This is a genomic window from Marinomonas sp. HM11-D, from assembly GCF_057626615.1.
This window is the reverse complement of sequence record NZ_JBMMKT010000009.1, coordinates 86,918-106,295: the sequence shown is the minus strand read 5'-3', so window position 1 is coordinate 106,295 and position 19,378 is coordinate 86,918. Positions and strand designations below refer to the sequence as shown.

Here is a 19,378-nt window from a genome sequence, read left to right as displayed (position 1 = left end):
ATTGGTTGATATTAAGCGCTGAGGCGAATCACACGGTCACAGCGTTTTTCGATCAGTTCGGGATCATGGCTAACCAACATCACCGCACAGCCATTTTGCTTCGCCACATCCACCAACAGCTGGCTGACTTCCCGTTGCGTGATGGGATCGAGGCGCGAGGTAGGCTCATCGGCAAATAGAAATACCGGATCAAGCAACAAGGCACGCAGCATACAAAAGCGCTGCAATTCACCGCCAGAAACACCTTCCGAGTTACGATCAAGTAGCTCATCGCTTAGGCCTAATTGCTGCATCAAAGGCGCAATGCGCCCACGGTCGATCTTATGCAGCGACACCATATCATTAAGCAAGGTACGCAAGGATACCGCAGGGCTCACCGCCGCGGTCGGGTCTTGGTAAAGCTTTTGCCACTGATGCAGCGGTGCAGTGGAATGGCGTTGAATCTTACCGCCCATGGCGTTATGGACGCCCAATAAGGTATCGCCTAGGGTGCTCTTGCCACAGCCACTGTCACCGACCACGCCGACCACTTCCCCTTGATGTAGGGTAAAGTTCAGATGTTTAGACAGCGCTTGGTTGCCATGACCAATGCTTAGGTCTTGCACGGAAATTAATGCTTCACCTAGGTCACTTTGGCGCGCTTCTTCTGGCCAATTGATTGGGTCGGCCTCGATTAAGGCTTTGGTAAAAGGATGCTTGGGCGCAGCGAGAATATCTCGGGCGTGGCCTTCTTCTAGCAGCTCCCCTGATTTAATCACCATCATGCGACCGCCTATCTGACGTGCGACCGCCACATCGTGAGTGATGGTGATCAGCGCCCCTTGCTCAGACTGACTCATTAGCTGCTGCACTACTTGATCACGACGGGAAACGTCTAGCCCTTTGGTGGGCTCGTCAGCCAATAGCACCTGTGCGCCGCCCGCCATCGCACAGGCAATCGCCACACGCTGTGCCATACCGCCGGAGAGTTGATCCACTCGCTTGTGACCGCTGTCTTGTAAGCCCTGTAGCGCAAGGGTGTAGGCCGCTTTTTGCTCTGCTTCTGGGGCTGAGTCACCGGCCACCATACGATAGGTTTGCTGCAGCTGTTGCTTGGCGCCCATTAACGGATCTAAAGCGTTCCACGGCTCCTGCGGCAACATGCTGATTTGACGGCCCCAAAAGGATTGGCGCTCGCTGTCATCCACAAGGCGACCAAATAAGCTCACTTGACCTTGAGTTTGCAGGCTTTTCGGTAAATTACCCATAATCGCCTGTGCCAGCAGACTTTTGCCGGAACCGGTTTGTCCCAAAATGGTCAAACGCTCACCTTTTTCAAGGGTTAAGCTGATCGGTGCCAATAATTCCGTCATACCCGCGTACACGGATAAATTTGCGATATGAATCAAACTCATAGTGACTTACCTCGGCCCATTAATTGACACGCCAATACCACCAAAGCCAGTACGATCAGCGGTTGTGCGAGCAGCCATGGTGCGTCGCTGTAGTAGGGAAAATGCTCAACGATCATCAGGCCAAGCTCTGCTAATGGCGGCTGAATGCCGACGTAAACAAAGCCCAGTGACGCCATCATCAAAATCGCATTGGCGGCACCAAAGGCGGCAATGGTAAACAGTTGTGGCGCGATCGCTGGCCAGTAATGACGACGGAAAATATACCACTCGCCAAAGCCCATCAGTTTTGACGATTGCACCGCCGGTGATTGGGTTAAACGCTGAGTAATGGCGCGACTGATGCGGAAATATTCGATCCATTGGATCAGGGAAATCGCCACATACAGCATCCAAAATGATCCTGGTACAATGGCCGCAAAGATCAGTACCAATACCAAACCTGGCAAAGCCAAAATCATGGTGACAATGCCATCCATAACACGATCAAACCAAGGCGCGCGGGTGGCCGCGAGTACCCCTGCGGTCACGCCAATAATGGCGGAGGTCAGCACACACAAGGCCGCCATCATCAAAGATAATTGCAAAGCTTCCGCCAAACGTAGCCACATATTGCGACCAAAGTGATCGGTGCCAAGCCAGTAATCTGTCGTAGGGGCCGTGAGAATTTGGCTTAGGTTTTGCGAAGTCGCGTCGCCCGATTGCAGCAGGGGGGCGCCCAAAGCATAAGCCATTAGCAGCACTAACAAAGAGATGCCGATTTTTTGCGTGAATGAAAAGTTAAAATTCATAAAGTAACAGTGTTTTATTGAGTTAATTCAATCGTTAATGTATTGGGGCTAAAGTGGTCAGATCCCTTATATGTATAGCTTGGTAGAGACCAACACTTAACTTTTAAGTTAAAGGGATCTGACCCCTTGGGCTCAACAGGATCAACAACAGTAATCCTGATTTTTGAGTAAAGGATAAACGAAGCATTAGGCGATGCGTCCTCCGCGTGGATCAAGGTAATGACAGGCGATATCGACCAAGGTATTAAGCACGACAAACATCACGCCCATCATCAAGGCAGCCCCTTGAATCAGCGGAATATCACGAGCGAAAATCGCATGGGCTAAGCCATGACCAATGCCTGGCCATGAGAACAGCGATTCGATCATCACCACCCCTTCCACCACGGTGATCAATTGAATACCCAAAAAAGCCACCACAGGCACGGCAATATTGCGCGCACCGTGGTGTGAAAACGCTTGCCATGGAGATAAGCCTTTCATCCGTGCGAATTCATAAAAAGACGAACCGAACACACGCTTCGCTTCCGTATGAATGACACGATTGGAGATAGCAGCAAGGCTTAACGCCAAGGTCAGCGCTGGGAGCACGAGATGAGCAGGAGTGCCAAAGCCTGCCACAGGAAACAGATTCCATTCCAAGGCAAACAGGATCACTGCCAATAAACCGATAACAAATACCGGTACGGCACGCAGTGCGGTGGAGACAGTCAGCAGGGTACGATCTAGCCAGCCGACCCAGTAAGCGCTGGCGAGGCCCAACGGAATGGCGAGCAACAGGGCAATCGCCATGCCTGCACCCGCCAGCATCAGCGAGTGGCCTAGCATATGCCACAAGGACTCGGATACCGGTGCGCCGCTGACTAGGGAATTACCTAGGTTCCAGCTCAACAGGTCAGTAAACCATTGCCAATAGGCGGACAGAGCCCCTTGATCCAGGCCCAACTCAGCCCGTACCAAATCTGCGGCACGGTTGTCCACGGCGTCCATGCCATAACGGCTGGCGGCAATGCGGTAGGCAATGTCGCCAGGCAGTGAACGCATGAGAATAAACGTCAGGGTGCCGACGCCCCACGACACAGCAATAAGCTGTAGTAAGCGTTTCAATAACAACTGACGCATTATTTCACCCAAGACAGTTCGTTAAGGAAGTAACTGCGCTCGTATGGGTCGAAACGGAAGCCTTCAAGGCGTTTGTTTACCGCAGTTTGCTGCACGTAGTAAGCCACCGGAATCAGCGGTTTTTCATCGTATAATGCTTGTGCGATACGTTGTGCTTTTTGTCTGTAAACGCTTGGGTCCGTCTCAGATAGCAACTCGTTCAAGGTGGTTTTGATGCCGGTGTTGGACCAATTCAATGTGCCCCAATCGCCACCTTTTTCTTGCCCTAAATCTTTGATCAAGGTACCCAATGGGTCAGCAATCACGCCGTAGTTGCGGGCGATCAGTGCCGTATCGAGTGAGTCATCCGCATGGCCAGCAGGAATGGCGCTGGAGTTGGTGATGTTCACGTTTAACTTCACGCCAATCTGTTTCCATTGATCCTGAATCGCTGTCGCAACAGTGGTTAGCTCAGGACGATCAGCGTAAGTAATCATGTCGATTTCAAACACTTGACCGTCTTTCTCAAGCCAGCCATCGCTGTTTCTCTGCCAGCCTTGCTTGCTTAGTAGCGCGTTGGCTTGATCTAGATGCTGCTCGATATCGGCGTCTTGTACATACCAGTCGCTCATGTAGGGCGGTAGGATTTGTGATGAAGCCGCTTCTGGCGAACGTAATACCGCCATGGCAATGCCTTTGCGGTTTAGTGCGTCGCTTAGTGCTTGGCGAGTCTCGCTAGACGCTAAGAACTCTTGGCCAGCGTTGACCTTGATCACCAAGGTGCGGGGCAAATCTGAGCGCACAATGTTCAAGGTTGGCAGACGTTTTAGCGTTGGCACCGCGGCAGGGTCTAAGCCAAAGACAATGTCTGCTTGGCCGCTACGAGCCTGTAACACACGGGCCTCGGCACGATGACCGGTCAGGTAGCGAACGTAGTCCACATTGGCTTTTTGTCCCCAGTAATGGTCGGACTTTTCTACCACCAAGCGGTGTGGAATTGCCACTTCGTAGATTGAGAAGGGGCCTGTGCCGATGACTTGCGTGGCCACACCGTCAGCACCGTAAGACTCGGGTGCGAGAATGGCGCTGGCGTAGTTGGCTAACACGGCCCCCAATGGTTGATAAGCTTGGGTCAATTCGATGTCGATGCTGTTGGCGCCGGACACATGAATGTCTTTCACGGGCACCCCTTGCCACGCTCCTGGTTTGTGCTGGGCGATCTTCAGCGCCGCCATCACATTTTCGGCGGTCATAGGCTTGTCGTTATGAAAAACAACTCCGTCGCGTAGTGACAACCTCCAAAGCTTGCCTTGCTCTAGGATTTGCCAGTCTGTTGCCAATCCTGGAGTGAGATTTCCTTGGGCGTCAACATTGAGCAAGGTTTCGCTCACTTGCATGCGGGTAAACACATAACCGCTGCGAGATGGGTCGAGGCTGGAAAACTCAAAGGCAGCATTGATTTTAACGGTATTTTGTTCGGTTGGGCTGGCTTCCAAAGTGCTGGCAGCGCAAGCGAACAGAGCGATAGCCCCGAAGGTGGTAGCTTTGACGAATGGCATGACTTGTATAAATCCTTAGCAAGATAAATCAGTTATGCGGTTATGTTATGGTATAACATTGCATTTGAGAATAATGATCAGCTAGAAAATTTCATGAAAGATTTTCATGTTAGTGCCGAGCTGTGGTGGGCTTTTATCGATAAAAACGGCTTATTTATGAATCAGAGACATTTTGGCCCGAAATAGATGAAATTTTGGGTAGAGAGATTGGCAACTAATGTGTACAATTTTCGGTCGAAATTCTGATTTATGTCAAAATTGATTATTTACTGATCAATTTTGTTCTGTCGAAGGTCAATTACGTAGGTATCCGGTAGTGGATGTGAAGCAAACTAACAACATGATGAGCAACTTTGGCGAGCTACGCCAGCCTCTTCAGTCTCTGAAGTGGGCGGCTCGTCTGAATGCGTTTGTTTTGGCTATCGTAGCGGTGAACTTAATCATTTTCCCGCTAGGTGGCGCTTACGATCCTAGTGACTTTTTCCAAACGGTCTTCAAAGACCTTCCGCTTATCTCCCTGTATGCCTTTTTCGGCATCATCAGCCTCTTTGTGTTTGTCTACTGGTTATTCATGTCCAGTGGACATTTTATGTTGCCGGAGAGAAATCGCCGCAACATAAAGCCACCGCGTCAGGTGGCAATTCGACAAGTCTGCCAACGTGCTGTATTGGCTTGTCGTGCACCCCCAGTTTCTGCTTAAAGAGTTTTGTTGAGCGTTAAATTCATTCTTTGGAATGAACTTAGTGTTCATGTGCTCTTTGGGCACATTCAAAACTCCCCCGCGGAAAAGTTACCGGCCTGAGCCGGTCTGAAATCCTGTCATCGTTTCGATGTCAGCCTACGTCAATCTAGGGTTAGAGGATGAATCTCTTGTTAACTCGTAACTTAAGTAAAGTCGCTTTGGCAGCACTAGTAGCTCTACTAGCTGGTTGTCAGGGTGGTGTGCTTGACCCGAAAGGACAAATCGGTGTGATGGAGAAGGAGCTGATTATTACAGCTACGATCCTGATGCTGGTTGTTGTGGTTCCGGTGATTCTCATGACACTTTACTTCGCGTGGAAATATCGCGAAGGTCGTGGCGAAGCATATGAGCCAAAATGGTCACACTCCACAAAAATTGAAACCGTGGTATGGGTTATTCCAATTATCATCATCGCGATTCTTGGTGTAATCACTTACAAATCAACTCACGAGTTGAACCCATACAAGCCTATCGAATCTGAAGAAGAGGCGATCACTGTTGAGGTGGTTTCTCTTAACTGGAAATGGTTGTTCATTTACCCAGATCTTGGTATCGCTACGGTAAATGAGTTGGCGTTCCCTGCGAATGTTCCTGTGAACTTCCGCATTACTTCAGCAGGTACAATGAACTCATTCTTCATCCCTCAACTAGGTAGTCAAATCTACTCTATGGCGGGCATGGAAACTAAGCTTCACTTGATCGCTGATGAGCCAGGTACTTTCAACGGTATCTCTGCCAACTACTCAGGTCATGGCTTCACTGGTATGCAATTCAAAGCAATTGCTACACCAACTCGTGAAGACTTCCAAGAGTGGGTTAACGGCGTGAAAGCAAGCGGCGAAGCGCTATCTACAGAGCGTTACGAAGAGCTTCTTGAGCCAACTGAATACCACCCAGTTGAGTACTTCGGTACTGTTAAAGACGGTCTGTTCTTCGACATTATCTGGGAATACATGGGCGACATGGGACGTATCGAGTTCTACGGCAAACCAGAATTTGGTGCAGAATTGCCTGAAGGTGTGATTTTGCCTGAACGCAAGCACGTTGTTCCTGGTGAAGGCCATGCAGAAACTGAGGAGTCTCACTAATGAATCTTCTAGGTAAATTGTCATGGGATTCCATTCCTCATGACCCTATTATCCTAACAACTCTTTCTGTTGTTGCGGTATTGGGCGCGGCATTGTTCGTGTTCATGACTGTGACTAAGAAATGGGGTTGGTTATGGCGCGATTGGTTGACCTCTGTTGACCACAAACGCCTAGGTATCATGTATATCATCCTTGCGCTAGTAATGTTGGTCCGTGGTTTCGCGGATGCCATTATGATGCGTACACAGCTTGCTATGGCAACTAATGGTTCGGAAGGTTACTTACCGCCGCACCACTACGACCAAATCTTCACCGCGCACGGTGTAATCATGATCATCTTCATGGCGATGCCATTTATGATCGGTCTGATGAACATCGTTCTGCCGCTGCAGATTGGTGCACGTGACGTTGCGTTCCCATTCCTGAACAACCTATCTTTCTGGTTGGCAGTGTCTGGTGCGTTGCTAGTAAACATCTCTCTAGGTCTTGGTGAATTCGCTATGACTGGTTGGGTAGCTTACCCACCATTGTCTGGTCTTGAGTTCAGCCCAGGAACGGGTGTGGATTACTACATTTGGGCGTTGCAGATCTCTGGTATCGGTACAACTTTGACTGGTGTTAACTTCTTAATCACTGTGCTTAAGATGCGTGCTCCAGGCATGAAGTTGATGGATATGCCTATCTTTACTTGGACTTGTACTTGGGCCAACGTATTGATCGTAGCATCTTTCCCGATTCTGACTGCTGCGCTAGCAATGCTAACGCTTGACCGTTACCTAGACTTCCACTTCTTCACTAACGACCTAGGCGGGAACTCGATGATGTACATCAACTTGTTCTGGGCATGGGGTCACCCTGAAGTATACATCCTGGTTCTACCAGCGTTCGGTATCTTCTCTGAAGTGGTTTCTACGTTCACTGGTAAACGTCTATTCGGTTACAAATCAATGGTATACGCGTCTGGCGCGATCTCTATCCTTGGTTTCATCGTATGGCTTCACCACTTCTTTACAATGGGTGCAAGCGCGAACGTTAACGCCTTCTTCGGTATCATGACGATGATCATCGCGATCCCGACGGGTGTAAAACTGTTCAACTGGTTGTTCACTATGTACAAAGGCCGCATCCGTATGGAAGTTCCTATGTACTGGACAATTGGTTTCATCATCACCTTCTCTATCGGTGGTATGACAGGTGTGCTTCTAGCGGTACCTGGTGCGGACTACGTGCTACACAACTCTTTGTTCCTAATCGCTCACTTCCATAACACGATTATCGGTGGTGCAGTATTTGGTTACCTAGCTGGTTTCGCTTTCTGGTTCCCGAAAGCAATGGGCTTCCACTTGGATCCTAAACTAGGCAAGGTTTCTTTCTGGTGTTGGTTCGTTGGTTTCTTCCTAGCATTCATGCCACTTTACGTGCTTGGATTCATGGGTATGACTCGTCGTCTAAACCACACTGATACGCCAGAGTGGAACATTTGGCTATACATCGCAGCAGTTGGTGCGTTTGTAATTGCTATCGGTATCGCAGCATTCGTTCTTCAATTGTTCCTTGGCTTCAAGAACAAAGCGAAGAACCTTGATAAGACTGGCGATCCATGGAATGGCCACACTCTAGAATGGTCTCTAGCGTCTCCACCACAGTTCTACAACTTCGCGAAACTACCGCAAGTTCATGACTTGGATGCGTTCACTGACATGAAAGAGAAAGGCACTGCGTACACTCGCCATGCGAGCTACGAGCCTATCCACATGCCAAGCAACACAAATGCTGGTCCGATCATGGGTCTTCTAGCTACGGCTATGGGCTTCGCGTTGATCTGGCACATTTGGTGGTTGGCTGGTGCAAGCTTCATCGGTCTGATCGTTGCCTTCATCTGCCGTGCTTACGCTAGTAACACTGATTACTACGTACAGCCAGACGAAGTAGCACGTATCGAGAACGAACACCTAGATAACGTGGCTAAGGGGTAATCATGAGTACTCATGCAGCAGCGCATCATGATGCGCACCATGATGATCATCACGATACTGGACGTAACACTACGTTAGGTTTCTGGATCTACTTGATGACGGACTGCATCCTGTTTGCGTCCTTCTTCGCAACTTACGCTGTGTTGTTCATGAACACAGCGGGCGGCGTGTCTGGTAAAGATATTTTCGAACTAGACTTCGTTGCTGTTGAAACTGCGGCCCTATTGATCTCTTCGATCACATTCGGCTTTGCACTGATCTCTGCGTTCAAACAGAACAAAGGTGGCACGCTATTTTGGTTAGCTGTGACTTTCGCTCTGGGCGCAGTCTTCATCGCTATGGAAGTCTACGAATTCCATCACTTGATCGTTAACGGCATGGGTCCTGACAAGAGTGCCTTCCTAACAGCGTTCTTCTCGCTGGTTGGTTTGCACGGCTGTCACGTAACTGCTGGTCTAATCTGGATCGCTGTGATGTTCGTAGAAGTGTCTAAGAACGGTATCACTCCTCGTTCTGTAACACGTCTAAGCTGCCTAAGCTTATTCTGGCACTTCCTAGATGTAATCTGGATCTGTGTATTCTCTTTCGTATACCTAATGGGAGCTATGTAAATGAGTCAACATGATCACGATGCTCACTCTCACGGTAGTGTAGGTTCTTACCTAGTTGGTTTCGTACTGTCAGTTATCCTGACTGCGATCCCATTCTGGGCGGTTATGACAGGCGCTTTCGATCGCGCGACTATGTTTGCAGTAATCGTTGTTGCTGCAGTAGTTCAGATCGTTGTGCACTTGAAGTACTTCTTGCACCTAAACTTCACGAAAGAAGGCAAGATCGATACTTTGTCATTCATCTTTACTGCCATCATTATCGTTATGGTCGTAGCTCTATCTGTATGGATTATCTACGAATCTGTTCTGATGATGATGTACTAGGCGAAGAAGCGTATGTTTAAGCGGATCTCATCGTCGTCAAAACCAGAACAACATAGTGTGTTCGACCGTTACCTTAAGGTAACCAAGCCGGGCATCATTATGGGCAACTTGATCTCCGTGGCGGGGGGGTACTTCCTCGCCGCTCGCGGTGACATCGATTGGCTGCTTATGCTGGTGACAATCATTGGATTGTCACTAGTAGTGGCTTCTGGTTGTGCGATCAATAACTGCATCGACCGCGACATTGACGCCAAGATGCAACGTACTCGCAACCGCGTAACAGTTACCGGTGAAATGTCGCTTAAAGCGGCGTTAGCACACGGACTGGTACTAGGCGTGGTCGGGTTTAGTTTACTTGCGTACTTCACGAATGAAGTTGCTGTGTTCTTCGCAGCGTTTGGCTACTTCGTGTACGTAGGTCTTTACAGCCTGTACTTTAAACGCAATTCGGTTTACGGCACGTTGATTGGTAGTTTGTCAGGCGCAGTACCACCAGTGGTAGGTTACTGTGCGGTAACCGGTCAGTTCGACGCAGGTGCGGCGATTTTGTTGGTAATGTTTAGTATTTGGCAAATGCCTCATTCTTATGCCATTGCCATCTTCCGCTACAAAGACTACGCAGCGGCAGGTATTCCTGTATTGCCAGTGGCACAGGGCATTCAAAAAGCGAAACACCACATTGTGTTGTGGATTGCTGTATTCGCCATCGCGAGTGCCATGTTGCCGCTAACTGGCTACGTGGGTGTGGGCTTTATGGCCGTTGCTGCCTGTACTAGCCTTTGGTGGCTAGGCATGGCGGTGAAAGGCTACCGTGCGGACATTGATGTGAACCGTTGGGCACGCCAAGTGTTCTTCTTTTCCATCATCACCGTAACGGCCCTAAGTATTACCATGTCGTTAGACTTTCGTGCGGTAGCCCCTGACTACCTAGTCATGCTGTCACACTAAGTCGCCTTCGTTAGAAGAATCGAAAACGCCCCGCAGGGAAACCTGCGGGGCGTTTTTTATTGTAAAAGCTACAACTTAAATGAATTAGGTTTGTATACTCAAAGCTTACGTTAATCAGGGAAGATAGAGGCTTGCTATGAATGAAGTGCTGTACCACTCGTTTTTTCAAGATCAAGATTATAAATCTCTAAAGCATTCTGTTTTGTATTTTGACAGGCTGGTAATAGCTGATAACTCTTACCCAGTTATATTTGGTCCTAACAATAGTGAAATCAGATTAGCGCGCTCAATACCTGAAAATATATCAAATGAAATTGAGATGCTTAAAAAAGAGAAGCTCGTACTGACAAAAGAATTTAAGGGGCTTTTTGATAAGGATGTTGGGGATTATGTTAAAGCTGTTAATTTAGGCCGCCAACAACGAGGCTCAAATCTTGAGTGCTCAGAAGAAGATCTAGATGAAATATTTCGTTATTTAAGTATCCAACCTGATTTTCCTAATAGTGCTCAAGAAGCTCTGTCTCTTTCTTCGTTAGCCTCATCAATACTCCTTATGGAACTAAGCAGAAGTGGTATGAGCTGCTGTATAGATAATCAGCTGGTATATCAGCAGCTAAATGCAGGTTTGAGATATGCCTTAGAGTTAGGGGCTAAGTCAGCATCTAGTGAGAGCCTAGAAAAAAGAAGGTTGGCAGCTAATTTAATGGCTCAAAAAGTGATGAGATTGAATTTACCTTCATTCGAGTTTTCTTCATTCGACGATATCTTAGAACTTAAATATCGTCATAAAGATGAGCTTCTTGCGCTAGATAACTACTTACTTGATATGTCAGAGAAAATTGAACCACTCCCTTTCGAAAAAGGTTACGACAAGGCGCTGAACGAAGTTGTAGAGCGCAGAGTACAGCCTGCTATAGATGAGTTGAGATCGAGTGTAAAATTTTCACCGAATAGAGTCGTGGCAAAAGCATATCATCCTCTCAAAGATATTGGTTTAACAATTGGTTTTGCAACTGGTCTTCCTGCCTATATCCACGAGGTAGTTAGTTGTGGCATTGGGCTCACATTACTAGAAAGCATACTTTTGGAAAGATATGAGTTAAGGAAAGAAATTAAGAGAAGCCCTCTAAGAATCTTTCTGAAAGTATAAAAAAGCCCGCTAGAGGCAAAGCCAATAGCGGGCAAAAAGGAGGCTGAGCAGGCACTAGGGAAGCCTGCTCAAATGGTGTAGGGCGCAGCTTAGCTTTGCTTCGCCATATCCAATCCGTGCAGCGCGATGCGCTCAGGTTCCATCATGTAGCGGTACAGGATCGCCGCTGTGAAACCACCGATAAACAGTGCGTAGTTTGCCAACGCTGTGAATACGAAGCTACAGAAGATGGCTACGATACCTGCGATCACTAGGGCGTAAACACTCTTCTTGTTGATGCCATTGTCGTACCAGTAGATGCCTTTGTCAGACTCTGTATATAGCGAGTCGATATCGATCTTGCCTTTCTTAATAAAGAAGTAGTCAACAATGATGATGCCGTATAGCGGGCCGATCATGGCGGCTAGCACGTCGACTGTGTAGTGAATCACTTCTGGGTTGTTAAATAGGTTCCAAGGCATTAGCAATACCGAACCGAACGCTGCGATAAAGCCGCCTGCTTTGAAGCTGATCTTCTGTGGCGATACGTTAGAGAAGTCGAACGCTGGGGCGACGAAGTTCGCTACGATATTGATACCCACAGTAGCGAAGATAAAGGTCATCGCGCCCAATACGGTGATCATGCCTGAATCCAAACGACGTACCGTTTCCACTGGGTCAGTGATCATTTCACCAAAAACAGGGATCGAGGCAGACACGATCACCACACTGAACACAGAGAATAGGATGAAGTTGAATGGCAGACCTAGTAGGTTACCGAATTTCAATTGCTTGTAGCTGCCACAGTAACGGGAGAAGTCACTGAAGTTCAGCGTTGGGCCTGCGAAGTAACCAGCAACCAATGCGATGGCGATAAACATTTGTACAAATGCATCCATACCAGACAGGCTAGCATCGCCTAGGGTAAAGCTGATGTTGTCCCAGCCCGCTAGATTCACCATGTAGATACATAGGGCAAACATCGCTACATAGATTGCAGGGCCTGACCAGTCGATCACTTTACGAATCATGTCCATACCGAACATAAAGACTATGCCTTGAATGACCCACATCGCTGAGAAGCCAATCCAGCCAAGGTAAGAAAGACCTAGGAAGCTGTCATCTGCTAGTGTTTCCATACCTGGGAAGAAGTACAGCAACAGAATAATAAAGGAACTGGACGCCAGGAAGGTTTGGATGCCGTACCAGACCACCGCGATCAAACCACGTATCACCGCAGGGATGTTGGCACCAAACACACCAAACGCCATACGAGCGATCACAGGAAAGGGAGCACCGGCTTTTTGTCCAGGTTTACCCATCAAATTGGCAAATACCAAAACGATTGAAATGCCCACTAACAAACTGATAAACACTTGAATGCCGTTTAGGCCCAGTGCAAAGAGACTGGCTGCGAACACATAGCCGCCGACACTGTGTACATCTGACATCCAAAACGCGAAGATAGAGTACCATCCCCACTTTTGTTCGGTATCCGGTTTTAGGTCTTCGTTACTGAGTCTAGGACTCACTGGTAGTTTATTGTTCATGTGAAGGGTTCCTGTTTTTGGATTGTATACAATCGACAAATACAATTACCGTGCCAAAAACTGAAACAACGGTTTCTCTGGGGTTTTTAGTTGAAATGAAGTGTTTCAAAGTGCCTGTTTGCACTGCATTTAGGCATTTCTAGAAGGTTGTGTCCCATTTTTGTGCGCATTTTTTCCATTGCTTATAAAGGATGTGCATTCATGGACGACGTGTTATATTAAAAATCATGTATACAAGATTAAGGTTTTAATTGTATACAATGTTAGGTGACCACATTCATGTCGAATGACGAAAAGATTTATCAAAAGATTTTGAAAGCCATCGTCGAGCATCAATTGCCACCCGGTGCGCGATTACCAGAAGACCGATTGTCAGAAGCCTTTGGCGTCAGTCGTACTGGGATTCGTAAAGTCTTGCAGCGTTTGGCGTTGGAACACTTTGTCGTGATTGCCCGCAATAAGGGCGCACAAGTGAACCATCCAAGTGAAGACGAAGCGTTAGAAGTCTTAGACAGTCGTATACTGATCGAACCGCAGTTGATTGCTGGGGTACAACGAAGCTGGAACTCAGAGCAGTCAGAGCGTTTCCGTGACTTGGTCGATGAAGAGCGCCAAGCCGAACAGGCGGGTGATATGGCCGCATCGATCCAAGCCACAGCGCGCTTTCACTATGAACTGGCGCAATTGGCGGGCAACAATGTGTTGGCCGCGTTTGTGGAACAGCTTTGTTATCGTTCGTCTCTGGTGATCGCGGCCTATGGTACGCGCAGCAGTGTTAGTTGTGATTGTGGTGACCACAGCCAGTTGCTAGACCTCCTAGATCAAGGACAGCCGAAAAAAGCACAAGCCTGGATGAAACATCATTTACAGGTGATTAAGGCGTCCTTGATCCTCGAAAGTCAGGAAGAACAGCACATCGACTTTCAACGCCTATTTCAAGAATAGGCCTGTTTCAATTAGGAAAGACCCACCATGCGAATCCAGATTATTAACCCGAACACCAGTGCTGGTATGACCGAAGCCATGGCTGCCAGTGCGCGTTTGATCGCACTGCCAGATAGCGAAATTATTGCCAGCACCCCTGAACACGGTCCCAGAAGTATCGAGTGTGCCTTTGATGAAGTGGTGGCTGGCGCGGCCATGCTGGATCAGATTCAAAAGGGTAAGGAAATGGGCGTGGATGCGCATATTGTCGCGTGTTTCGGAGACCCTGCCTTGGACGCGGCCCGTGAACTTGCGGATGCGCCAGTCATCGGTATTGCCGAAGCGGCATTTAAGTTAGCCAGCATGGTCGGCCATAAGTTCGCCATCGTGACGACCTTGTCTCGAACTGTACCCGCCAGTGAGCACCTGCTACATAAATATGGTTACAAACATCTGTGCAGTGGGGTGCGTGCCACTGACATTCCTGTGCTGGCACTGGAACACATTGAGCCAAGCGCCTACAAACAGCTACGCGATGAATGCCAAGCGGCGATTGACGAAGATGGCGCCGAAGCCATCGTACTAGGCTGTGCCGGTATGTCTGCGCTGGTGGATCGTCTTCGCGCAGAATTACCTGTGCCGATTATTGATGGTGTGGCGGCTGCGGTGAAGCTGGCAGAAAGTTTGCACCAGTTAGGACTAAAGACCGCGAAAACCGGTCAATATGGCGCGCCAGTCAACAAACCCTTTATCGGCCGCTATGAGCATTGGAATCGCTAGAAGAAGGTAGTACAGCATGAAACATTACTTAGAACGAGATTATGCCGGATACGGTCGCGCTAACTTGCCCAAAGTAGAATGGCCCAATAAAGCCCGTATCGCGCTGCAATTTGTACTGAACTTTGAAGAAGGTGGCGAGAACTGTGTGCTACACGGGGATGAGCATGCCGAAACTTTCCTATCGGAAATCTTTGGTGCCCAGCCGTTTAAAGACCGTCATATGAGTATGGAGTCGCTATACGAATACGGTTCTCGTAATGGCGTGTGGCGCATTCTGAATGAGTTTGAAAAACGTGGTTTACCACTTTCGATCTTTGCCGTAGCAACGGCATTGCAGCGTAACCCCGAAATAGCCAAAGCCTTTGTACAGGGCGGCCACGAGTTAGTGTGTCACGGTTTGAAATGGATTCATTACCAAGAAATGTCCATTGAAGAAGAGCGCCAGCACATGCAACAAGCGCTGCAAATCATCAAAGATGAAACCGGTGTGATGCCTATGGGCTGGTACACGGGACGTGACTCGCCAAATACGCGTAAACTGGTGGCAGAGCAGCCTCAGCTAAAATACGACTCTGACAACTATGGTGACGATCTCCCTTACTGGGTGGAAGTGCCACATCACGAAGACGACAGCAAAACCAAACCGCATCTGATCATCCCATACACACTGGACTGTAACGATATGCGCTTTGCCTCACCGTACGGCTTTAGTCATGGGGATGAGTTCTTCCAGTACCTAAAAGACAACTTTGATTGCCTCTACGCCGAAGGAGAAACCGCACCGAAAATGATGTCGATCGGTATGCACTGTCGCACGCTGGGTAAGCCTGCGCGCTTTATGGCGCTGAAGAAGTTCCTTGATTACGTGCAGTCTCACGATGATGTGTGGATTACCCGTCGTTGTGATATCGCTGATCATTGGATCGAGCATCATCCACCTGCTTAAACCTGCTATACGATCAAAGCCGCTACCCAGCGGCTTTTTTTTATAAAAGCGTTATGACTCAAACACTTAAAAAGGAACTATTTGGGAGGCTAGGGTCAAACACCTGACCTAGGGTTTTGCTTTGGGAACGGGTGTGGAACAATTGTGACACGTTCAAATAAGATTGCGCTGCAAACAGTCGCTCGATATGGATTTCGTTTATGACAGTTACCGAAGCACCTAGCCAACTGATTGAGTTTACGCGCTTTTATCTCGCCTGGTTTTATACCTTTGTCGCCTTGTTCTACACGGTGCGTATCATCACCTTAAAACGTGCCACAGGTATCGAGCGCGTGTTTCATGGTCAGCGTTTTTCTGCCAATTGGTGGCACCACCAAATCTTTGATGTGTTTCGTTTGGTGATTTGGCTGATCTGTGTGGCGCGTGTGTTTTATCCCGCTATCGACGATTATTTAGGCTTGCTGCCAGGGCATTCTATGATTGCGGTGGTGTTAGTGGGCGTGCTGATTCTGACCTTAGGCTTTACCTGCGCGATCGTGATTCATTTTTATATGGGTCGAGCCTGGGCCTCGGGTGTCAGTCAACAAGGCCCTGCGCAGTTGATTACCACTGGCTTCTATCACTACTCGAGAAACCCGATTTTTATCGCCGTGCTAGTGTCTCAAGTGGGCTTTGTGTTTGCTTTGCCCTCGGTGTTTTCAGTGGTGTGTCTGATGGTTGGTGTCAGCACCATAGTGCGCCAAGTAAAAGTCGAAGAGCTGCATTTAGCACAGGTATTTCCTGAAACTTATCAAGTTTATAAAAGTAATGTGCCGAGGTGGCTATAAAATAGTTATTATGCTTATTAGTTGTTAGGGGTGGAAATAAGTTTCAAAATGGAGGTTTCATGTCTCTTTTAAGAGAAATACAGGATGCGGCAATTGATTCTAAAACTGATCTAGCGAGCTTGCTACGTAAGTGTAAGGTGCTTGCTGTACGATTAGGAAGCAGCGAATTCAAATCTTGGGTAGAAGCTGAGTTAAGCGGTTATAAGCATGTAGACGACCTTCCAGAATATAGGGTGCTTGACGTAGCATCTAAAGGCCACTTTACAGGACCATTTGGATCAGGTATTAACAATGCAGATATACCTATCTCTTGTTTGCCTGAGCAATTTCGTGAACTCATGTCTCTATCACATCTGATGCAGCCTGTTGCGGCAATTGAGTCATTAGTGAATCAATCTGAAGGAGAGTCTGCACATGAGCCATGGAATCCAGATTTTGTTGCAGTTGTTGGTAGAAATATTTATCGAAATATGAGCTGCATGCAGGCTTGGAAGGTTATTCCTATGACCGCATTAGTAGCTGCTCTAGATGAGATAAGAAATAGAGTCTTAAACTTTGTACTAGAAATTGAGGTGGAAGCTCCAAACGCAGGAGAAGCTTCACTTTCCTCCCCAGCAGTTTCAACAGATAAAGTAAGTCAAATCTTCAACACTTACATTACCGGTAATGTACATAATGTAGCTACTGGCAGTCATGATTTTGAGCAGAAGACAATCAACCACGGTGTGGATACAGAGCTTTTCTCACAGCTTCTGGATGCTTTAAAAACAGTGCAACCCCCTGAAATTATTGAGCCTATATGTAGTCATGTTGAAGAAATGCGCTCAACACAGGGCACTGATAGCTTCAGGAATCATTACCAAAACTTCATGTCTGAACTTTCGAACCATATAACAGTTTTAGGGCCTGTCGTTGCTCCGTTTCTACCTTCTATTAGCGCACTTTTAAGCTAGTAGCTTTAATCACCAAGTAAATCCCACCAAGGATCAATAGTGCAGAAAACACCAATCTCAAACTGATACTTTCAGCCATAAAGATTACGCCACCAAAGGCCGCGATCACCGGCACCAGCAGTTGCAGCACGCCCGCTTGGGTCGCGCTTAAGTGAGTCAGCACGCTGTACCAGAGGGTGTAGCCTAATCCCGAAGCGATGGCTCCCGATAATACCGCCAAGATTATCCCGCGACTGGATAGCTCAAACTGGCCGATGCTTAGTAGTGCCAGTACGATTAAAAACGGAATAGTACGGGTAAAGTTATAGGCGGTGTCTGCCAAAGGCGATTTGGAACCTCGGCCACGCAGGGTATAAACGCCCCACGCGATACCCGCAACAGACATCAGCAAAATGCCACTCAGTGAGGGAGTAGAAACCTGAGGCCAGACTAGATAGACAAAGCCCGAGAACGCGGTGCCGATCCCTAGCCATTCTAGTCTTGCTAAGCGCTGACCTTTTAATAACGACGCCACCACCATGGTGATCTGCACCATACCAAATAAGATCAACGCCCCAGTTCCCGTTTCCAGCATCAAATAAGCCAATGAAAAGCCGATGGCATAGACAAACAGCATCAGGCTGGAAAGCCAGCTGCCTTTGCTAGAGGTGGTTTGTTGATCTTGTCGCAGCATTAGAATGAACATCAGCACCACGCTACCAGACAGCAGACGAATCGTGGTAAAGCTCGCCGCATCGATTAAAGGCTCAGCCAATGCCATACGAGTAAGCACGGAGTTGGCAGCAAAGGCGATCAGAGCAAGCGTGGTGAGTGAGGCAATTTTTACGAACGATGTGCTGGCCATAATGCGCCTACTTCTCTTCGATGGAGAGCGTATTAGGGCGACTGTGTTGTGATTTCAGTAGGCGGTAGCCCAGTTGGTTATTGTAATCCGCGACAATGATTTGACTGCGAAATAGAGCAGGCAGTTCGATTAGGCTGACGAAGATGATGAGTGCGATGCCCACGGGCCAGAACACGGCTAACATCACGATACCGACGAGCATCAAAAGCAAATCGAATAACCCCGCCGCCCATTGTTTTAAATAGAAGTTATGCAGGCCGGCAACAAAGAACCAATTCAACGTAGCATAGGTGTCGGGATCTTTGATCTGTGGATTATAGGCTTTATAAAAGGCACTACGTTGCTGATCAGACAAGTTGCGTAGCGCTTGGCGCAAGGCTTCTTCTTGCTCGGCGACCTGGTCCGATTTTAATGTCCAAGCTTCAAACATAACGCCGTCCTTATGGTAGAGGATCGTGAATTTTATCGACCAAATCGCGCTGATTACAACGCCGGATACGTTGCCAGCCACGCCAGCAACCTTTGACCGCACCATAGCGCAGAATCGCTTGGCGGGTATATTCTGAGCAGGTGGGGGTGAAGTTACAGTCGACGCGAAACTGTGCTTCACCGCCTCCTTTGCGCTGATAACGTTCAATGCAGCGAATGCAAAAGCTCTGCAGCCAATTCACGCTTATTTACGGCCTAGGGTGAGGATCACGGTCTCACGGGTCCAGAATAGCCAAAAGCGTTTCTTTTCAATGACTTGGAAAGCCAATTCCCAGCCTTCTGAAGCGGCTTCATTAAGCTTGGCTTCCAAGCGTTTGATTGGTAAGCCAGAAGAGCCTAGCAGAATCGTGCCGCAGCCACCTTCGCTCACCAGTTCCACCTTGTATTCCTTGAACATCCTTCTAT

General features: G+C 48.1%; 21 protein-coding genes. 12 read left to right on the top strand and 9 right to left on the bottom strand.

Annotated features, from left to right (window positions below; translation table 11 throughout):
• Nucleotides 1-11: 11 nt before the first annotated feature.
• The 4 genes from ACOSVP_RS13140 to ACOSVP_RS13125 all read right to left on the bottom strand — a co-directional run bounded on the left by ACOSVP_RS13140 (nucleotide 12) and on the right by ACOSVP_RS13125 (nucleotide 4,842).
• A complete protein-coding gene (locus ACOSVP_RS13140) occupies nucleotides 12-1,394 on the bottom strand; it encodes an ABC transporter ATP-binding protein (RefSeq protein WP_487347943.1) in 1,383 nt (460 codons plus the stop codon).
• Nucleotides 1,391-2,125: an ABC transporter permease gene (locus ACOSVP_RS13135; protein ID WP_487347942.1), complete on the bottom strand. Its 735-nt coding sequence runs from the start codon at nucleotides 2,123-2,125 to the stop codon at nucleotides 1,391-1,393. Before ACOSVP_RS13135 ends, ACOSVP_RS13140 begins: the two co-directional genes overlap by 4 nt.
• A 243-nt stretch (nucleotides 2,126-2,368) precedes the next feature.
• Complete coding sequence (locus ACOSVP_RS13130) at nucleotides 2,369-3,304, bottom strand: ABC transporter permease (protein WP_487347941.1); 936 nt, start codon at nucleotides 3,302-3,304, stop codon at nucleotides 2,369-2,371.
• Nucleotides 3,304-4,842: an ABC transporter substrate-binding protein gene (locus ACOSVP_RS13125; protein ID WP_487347940.1), complete on the bottom strand. Its 1,539-nt coding sequence runs from the start codon at nucleotides 4,840-4,842 to the stop codon at nucleotides 3,304-3,306. The genes ACOSVP_RS13130 and ACOSVP_RS13125 overlap by 1 nt, the downstream gene beginning before the upstream one ends.
• Nucleotides 4,843-5,164: 322 nt before the next feature.
• Here ACOSVP_RS13125 and ACOSVP_RS13120 point away from each other — a divergent pair, with 322 nt between their 5' ends.
• From ACOSVP_RS13120 to ACOSVP_RS13090, 7 genes are all read left to right on the top strand, one after another.
• Nucleotides 5,165-5,542, top strand: coding sequence for a hypothetical protein (locus ACOSVP_RS13120; protein ID WP_487347939.1), 378 nt, complete (start codon nucleotides 5,165-5,167; stop codon nucleotides 5,540-5,542).
• Nucleotides 5,543-5,703: 161 nt separating this feature from the next.
• Nucleotides 5,704-6,672, top strand: a complete 969-nt coding sequence (cyoA, locus tag ACOSVP_RS13115) for a ubiquinol oxidase subunit II (RefSeq protein ID WP_487347938.1) — start codon at nucleotides 5,704-5,706, stop codon at nucleotides 6,670-6,672.
• Nucleotides 6,672-8,648, top strand: a complete 1,977-nt coding sequence (gene cyoB / locus ACOSVP_RS13110; RefSeq protein ID WP_487347937.1) for a cytochrome o ubiquinol oxidase subunit I — start codon at nucleotides 6,672-6,674, stop codon at nucleotides 8,646-8,648. The genes cyoA and cyoB overlap by 1 nt, the downstream gene beginning before the upstream one ends.
• A 2-nt stretch (nucleotides 8,649-8,650) precedes the next feature.
• Nucleotides 8,651-9,259 (top strand): cytochrome o ubiquinol oxidase subunit III, encoded by a 609-nt coding sequence (gene cyoC / locus ACOSVP_RS13105; RefSeq protein ID WP_487347936.1) that lies wholly within the window; start codon nucleotides 8,651-8,653, stop codon nucleotides 9,257-9,259.
• Nucleotides 9,260-9,583, top strand: coding sequence for a cytochrome o ubiquinol oxidase subunit IV (gene cyoD, locus ACOSVP_RS13100; RefSeq protein ID WP_487347935.1), 324 nt, complete (start codon nucleotides 9,260-9,262; stop codon nucleotides 9,581-9,583). It begins immediately after the preceding gene.
• Nucleotides 9,584-9,595: 12 nt separating this feature from the next.
• On the top strand, nucleotides 9,596-10,531 hold the full coding sequence (gene cyoE, locus ACOSVP_RS13095) for a heme o synthase (RefSeq protein WP_487347934.1): 936 nt from the start codon (nucleotides 9,596-9,598) through the stop codon (nucleotides 10,529-10,531).
• A gap of 136 nt (nucleotides 10,532-10,667) precedes the next feature.
• Nucleotides 10,668-11,681, top strand: coding sequence for a hypothetical protein (locus ACOSVP_RS13090; RefSeq protein WP_487347933.1), 1,014 nt, complete (start codon nucleotides 10,668-10,670; stop codon nucleotides 11,679-11,681).
• Nucleotides 11,682-11,770: 89 nt separating this feature from the next.
• Here ACOSVP_RS13090 and ACOSVP_RS13085 read toward each other — a convergent pair whose 3' ends face one another.
• Nucleotides 11,771-13,210: an NCS1 family nucleobase:cation symporter-1 gene (locus ACOSVP_RS13085; protein WP_487347932.1), complete on the bottom strand. Its 1,440-nt coding sequence runs from the start codon at nucleotides 13,208-13,210 to the stop codon at nucleotides 11,771-11,773.
• Nucleotides 13,211-13,489: 279 nt separating this feature from the next.
• Here ACOSVP_RS13085 and ACOSVP_RS13080 point away from each other — a divergent pair, with 279 nt between their 5' ends.
• The 5 genes from ACOSVP_RS13080 to ACOSVP_RS13060 all read left to right on the top strand — a co-directional run bounded on the left by ACOSVP_RS13080 (nucleotide 13,490) and on the right by ACOSVP_RS13060 (nucleotide 17,640).
• The gene (locus tag ACOSVP_RS13080) at nucleotides 13,490-14,155 is read left to right on the top strand and encodes a GntR family transcriptional regulator (protein ID WP_487347931.1); all 666 of its coding nucleotides are present in this window, start codon (nucleotides 13,490-13,492) and stop codon (nucleotides 14,153-14,155) included.
• Nucleotides 14,156-14,182: 27 nt separating this feature from the next.
• Nucleotides 14,183-14,914 (top strand): aspartate/glutamate racemase family protein, encoded by a 732-nt coding sequence (locus ACOSVP_RS13075; protein WP_487347930.1) that lies wholly within the window; start codon nucleotides 14,183-14,185, stop codon nucleotides 14,912-14,914.
• 16 nt (nucleotides 14,915-14,930) lie between these two features.
• Nucleotides 14,931-15,860 carry an allantoinase PuuE gene (gene puuE / locus ACOSVP_RS13070; protein ID WP_487347929.1) on the top strand — a complete coding sequence of 310 codons (930 nt, stop codon included), beginning with the start codon at nucleotides 14,931-14,933 and terminating at the stop codon, nucleotides 15,858-15,860.
• A gap of 200 nt (nucleotides 15,861-16,060) precedes the next feature.
• Complete coding sequence (locus tag ACOSVP_RS13065; protein WP_487347928.1) at nucleotides 16,061-16,687, top strand: methyltransferase family protein; 627 nt, start codon at nucleotides 16,061-16,063, stop codon at nucleotides 16,685-16,687.
• Between the two features lie 59 nt (nucleotides 16,688-16,746).
• On the top strand, nucleotides 16,747-17,640 hold the full coding sequence (locus tag ACOSVP_RS13060; RefSeq protein WP_487347927.1) for an AbiTii domain-containing protein: 894 nt from the start codon (nucleotides 16,747-16,749) through the stop codon (nucleotides 17,638-17,640).
• Here ACOSVP_RS13060 and ACOSVP_RS13055 read toward each other — a convergent pair.
• The 4 genes from ACOSVP_RS13055 to ACOSVP_RS13040 are packed head-to-tail and all read right to left on the bottom strand — an operon-like array spanning nucleotide 17,621 to nucleotide 19,370.
• A complete protein-coding gene (locus ACOSVP_RS13055) occupies nucleotides 17,621-18,484 on the bottom strand; it encodes a DMT family transporter (RefSeq protein WP_487347926.1) in 864 nt (287 codons plus the stop codon). The two genes, ACOSVP_RS13060 and ACOSVP_RS13055, sit on opposite strands and share 20 nt — an antisense overlap.
• Nucleotides 18,485-18,491: 7 nt before the next feature.
• Nucleotides 18,492-18,914 carry a TM2 domain-containing protein gene (locus ACOSVP_RS13050; protein ID WP_487347925.1) on the bottom strand — a complete coding sequence of 141 codons (423 nt, stop codon included), beginning with the start codon at nucleotides 18,912-18,914 and terminating at the stop codon, nucleotides 18,492-18,494.
• Between the two features lie 10 nt (nucleotides 18,915-18,924).
• The gene (yidD, locus tag ACOSVP_RS13045) at nucleotides 18,925-19,155 is read right to left on the bottom strand and encodes a membrane protein insertion efficiency factor YidD (RefSeq protein WP_487347924.1); all 231 of its coding nucleotides are present in this window, start codon (nucleotides 19,153-19,155) and stop codon (nucleotides 18,925-18,927) included.
• Between the two features lie 2 nt (nucleotides 19,156-19,157).
• On the bottom strand, nucleotides 19,158-19,370 hold the full coding sequence (locus tag ACOSVP_RS13040; RefSeq protein ID WP_487347923.1) for a DUF4177 domain-containing protein: 213 nt from the start codon (nucleotides 19,368-19,370) through the stop codon (nucleotides 19,158-19,160).
• Nucleotides 19,371-19,378: the final 8 nt, after the last annotated feature.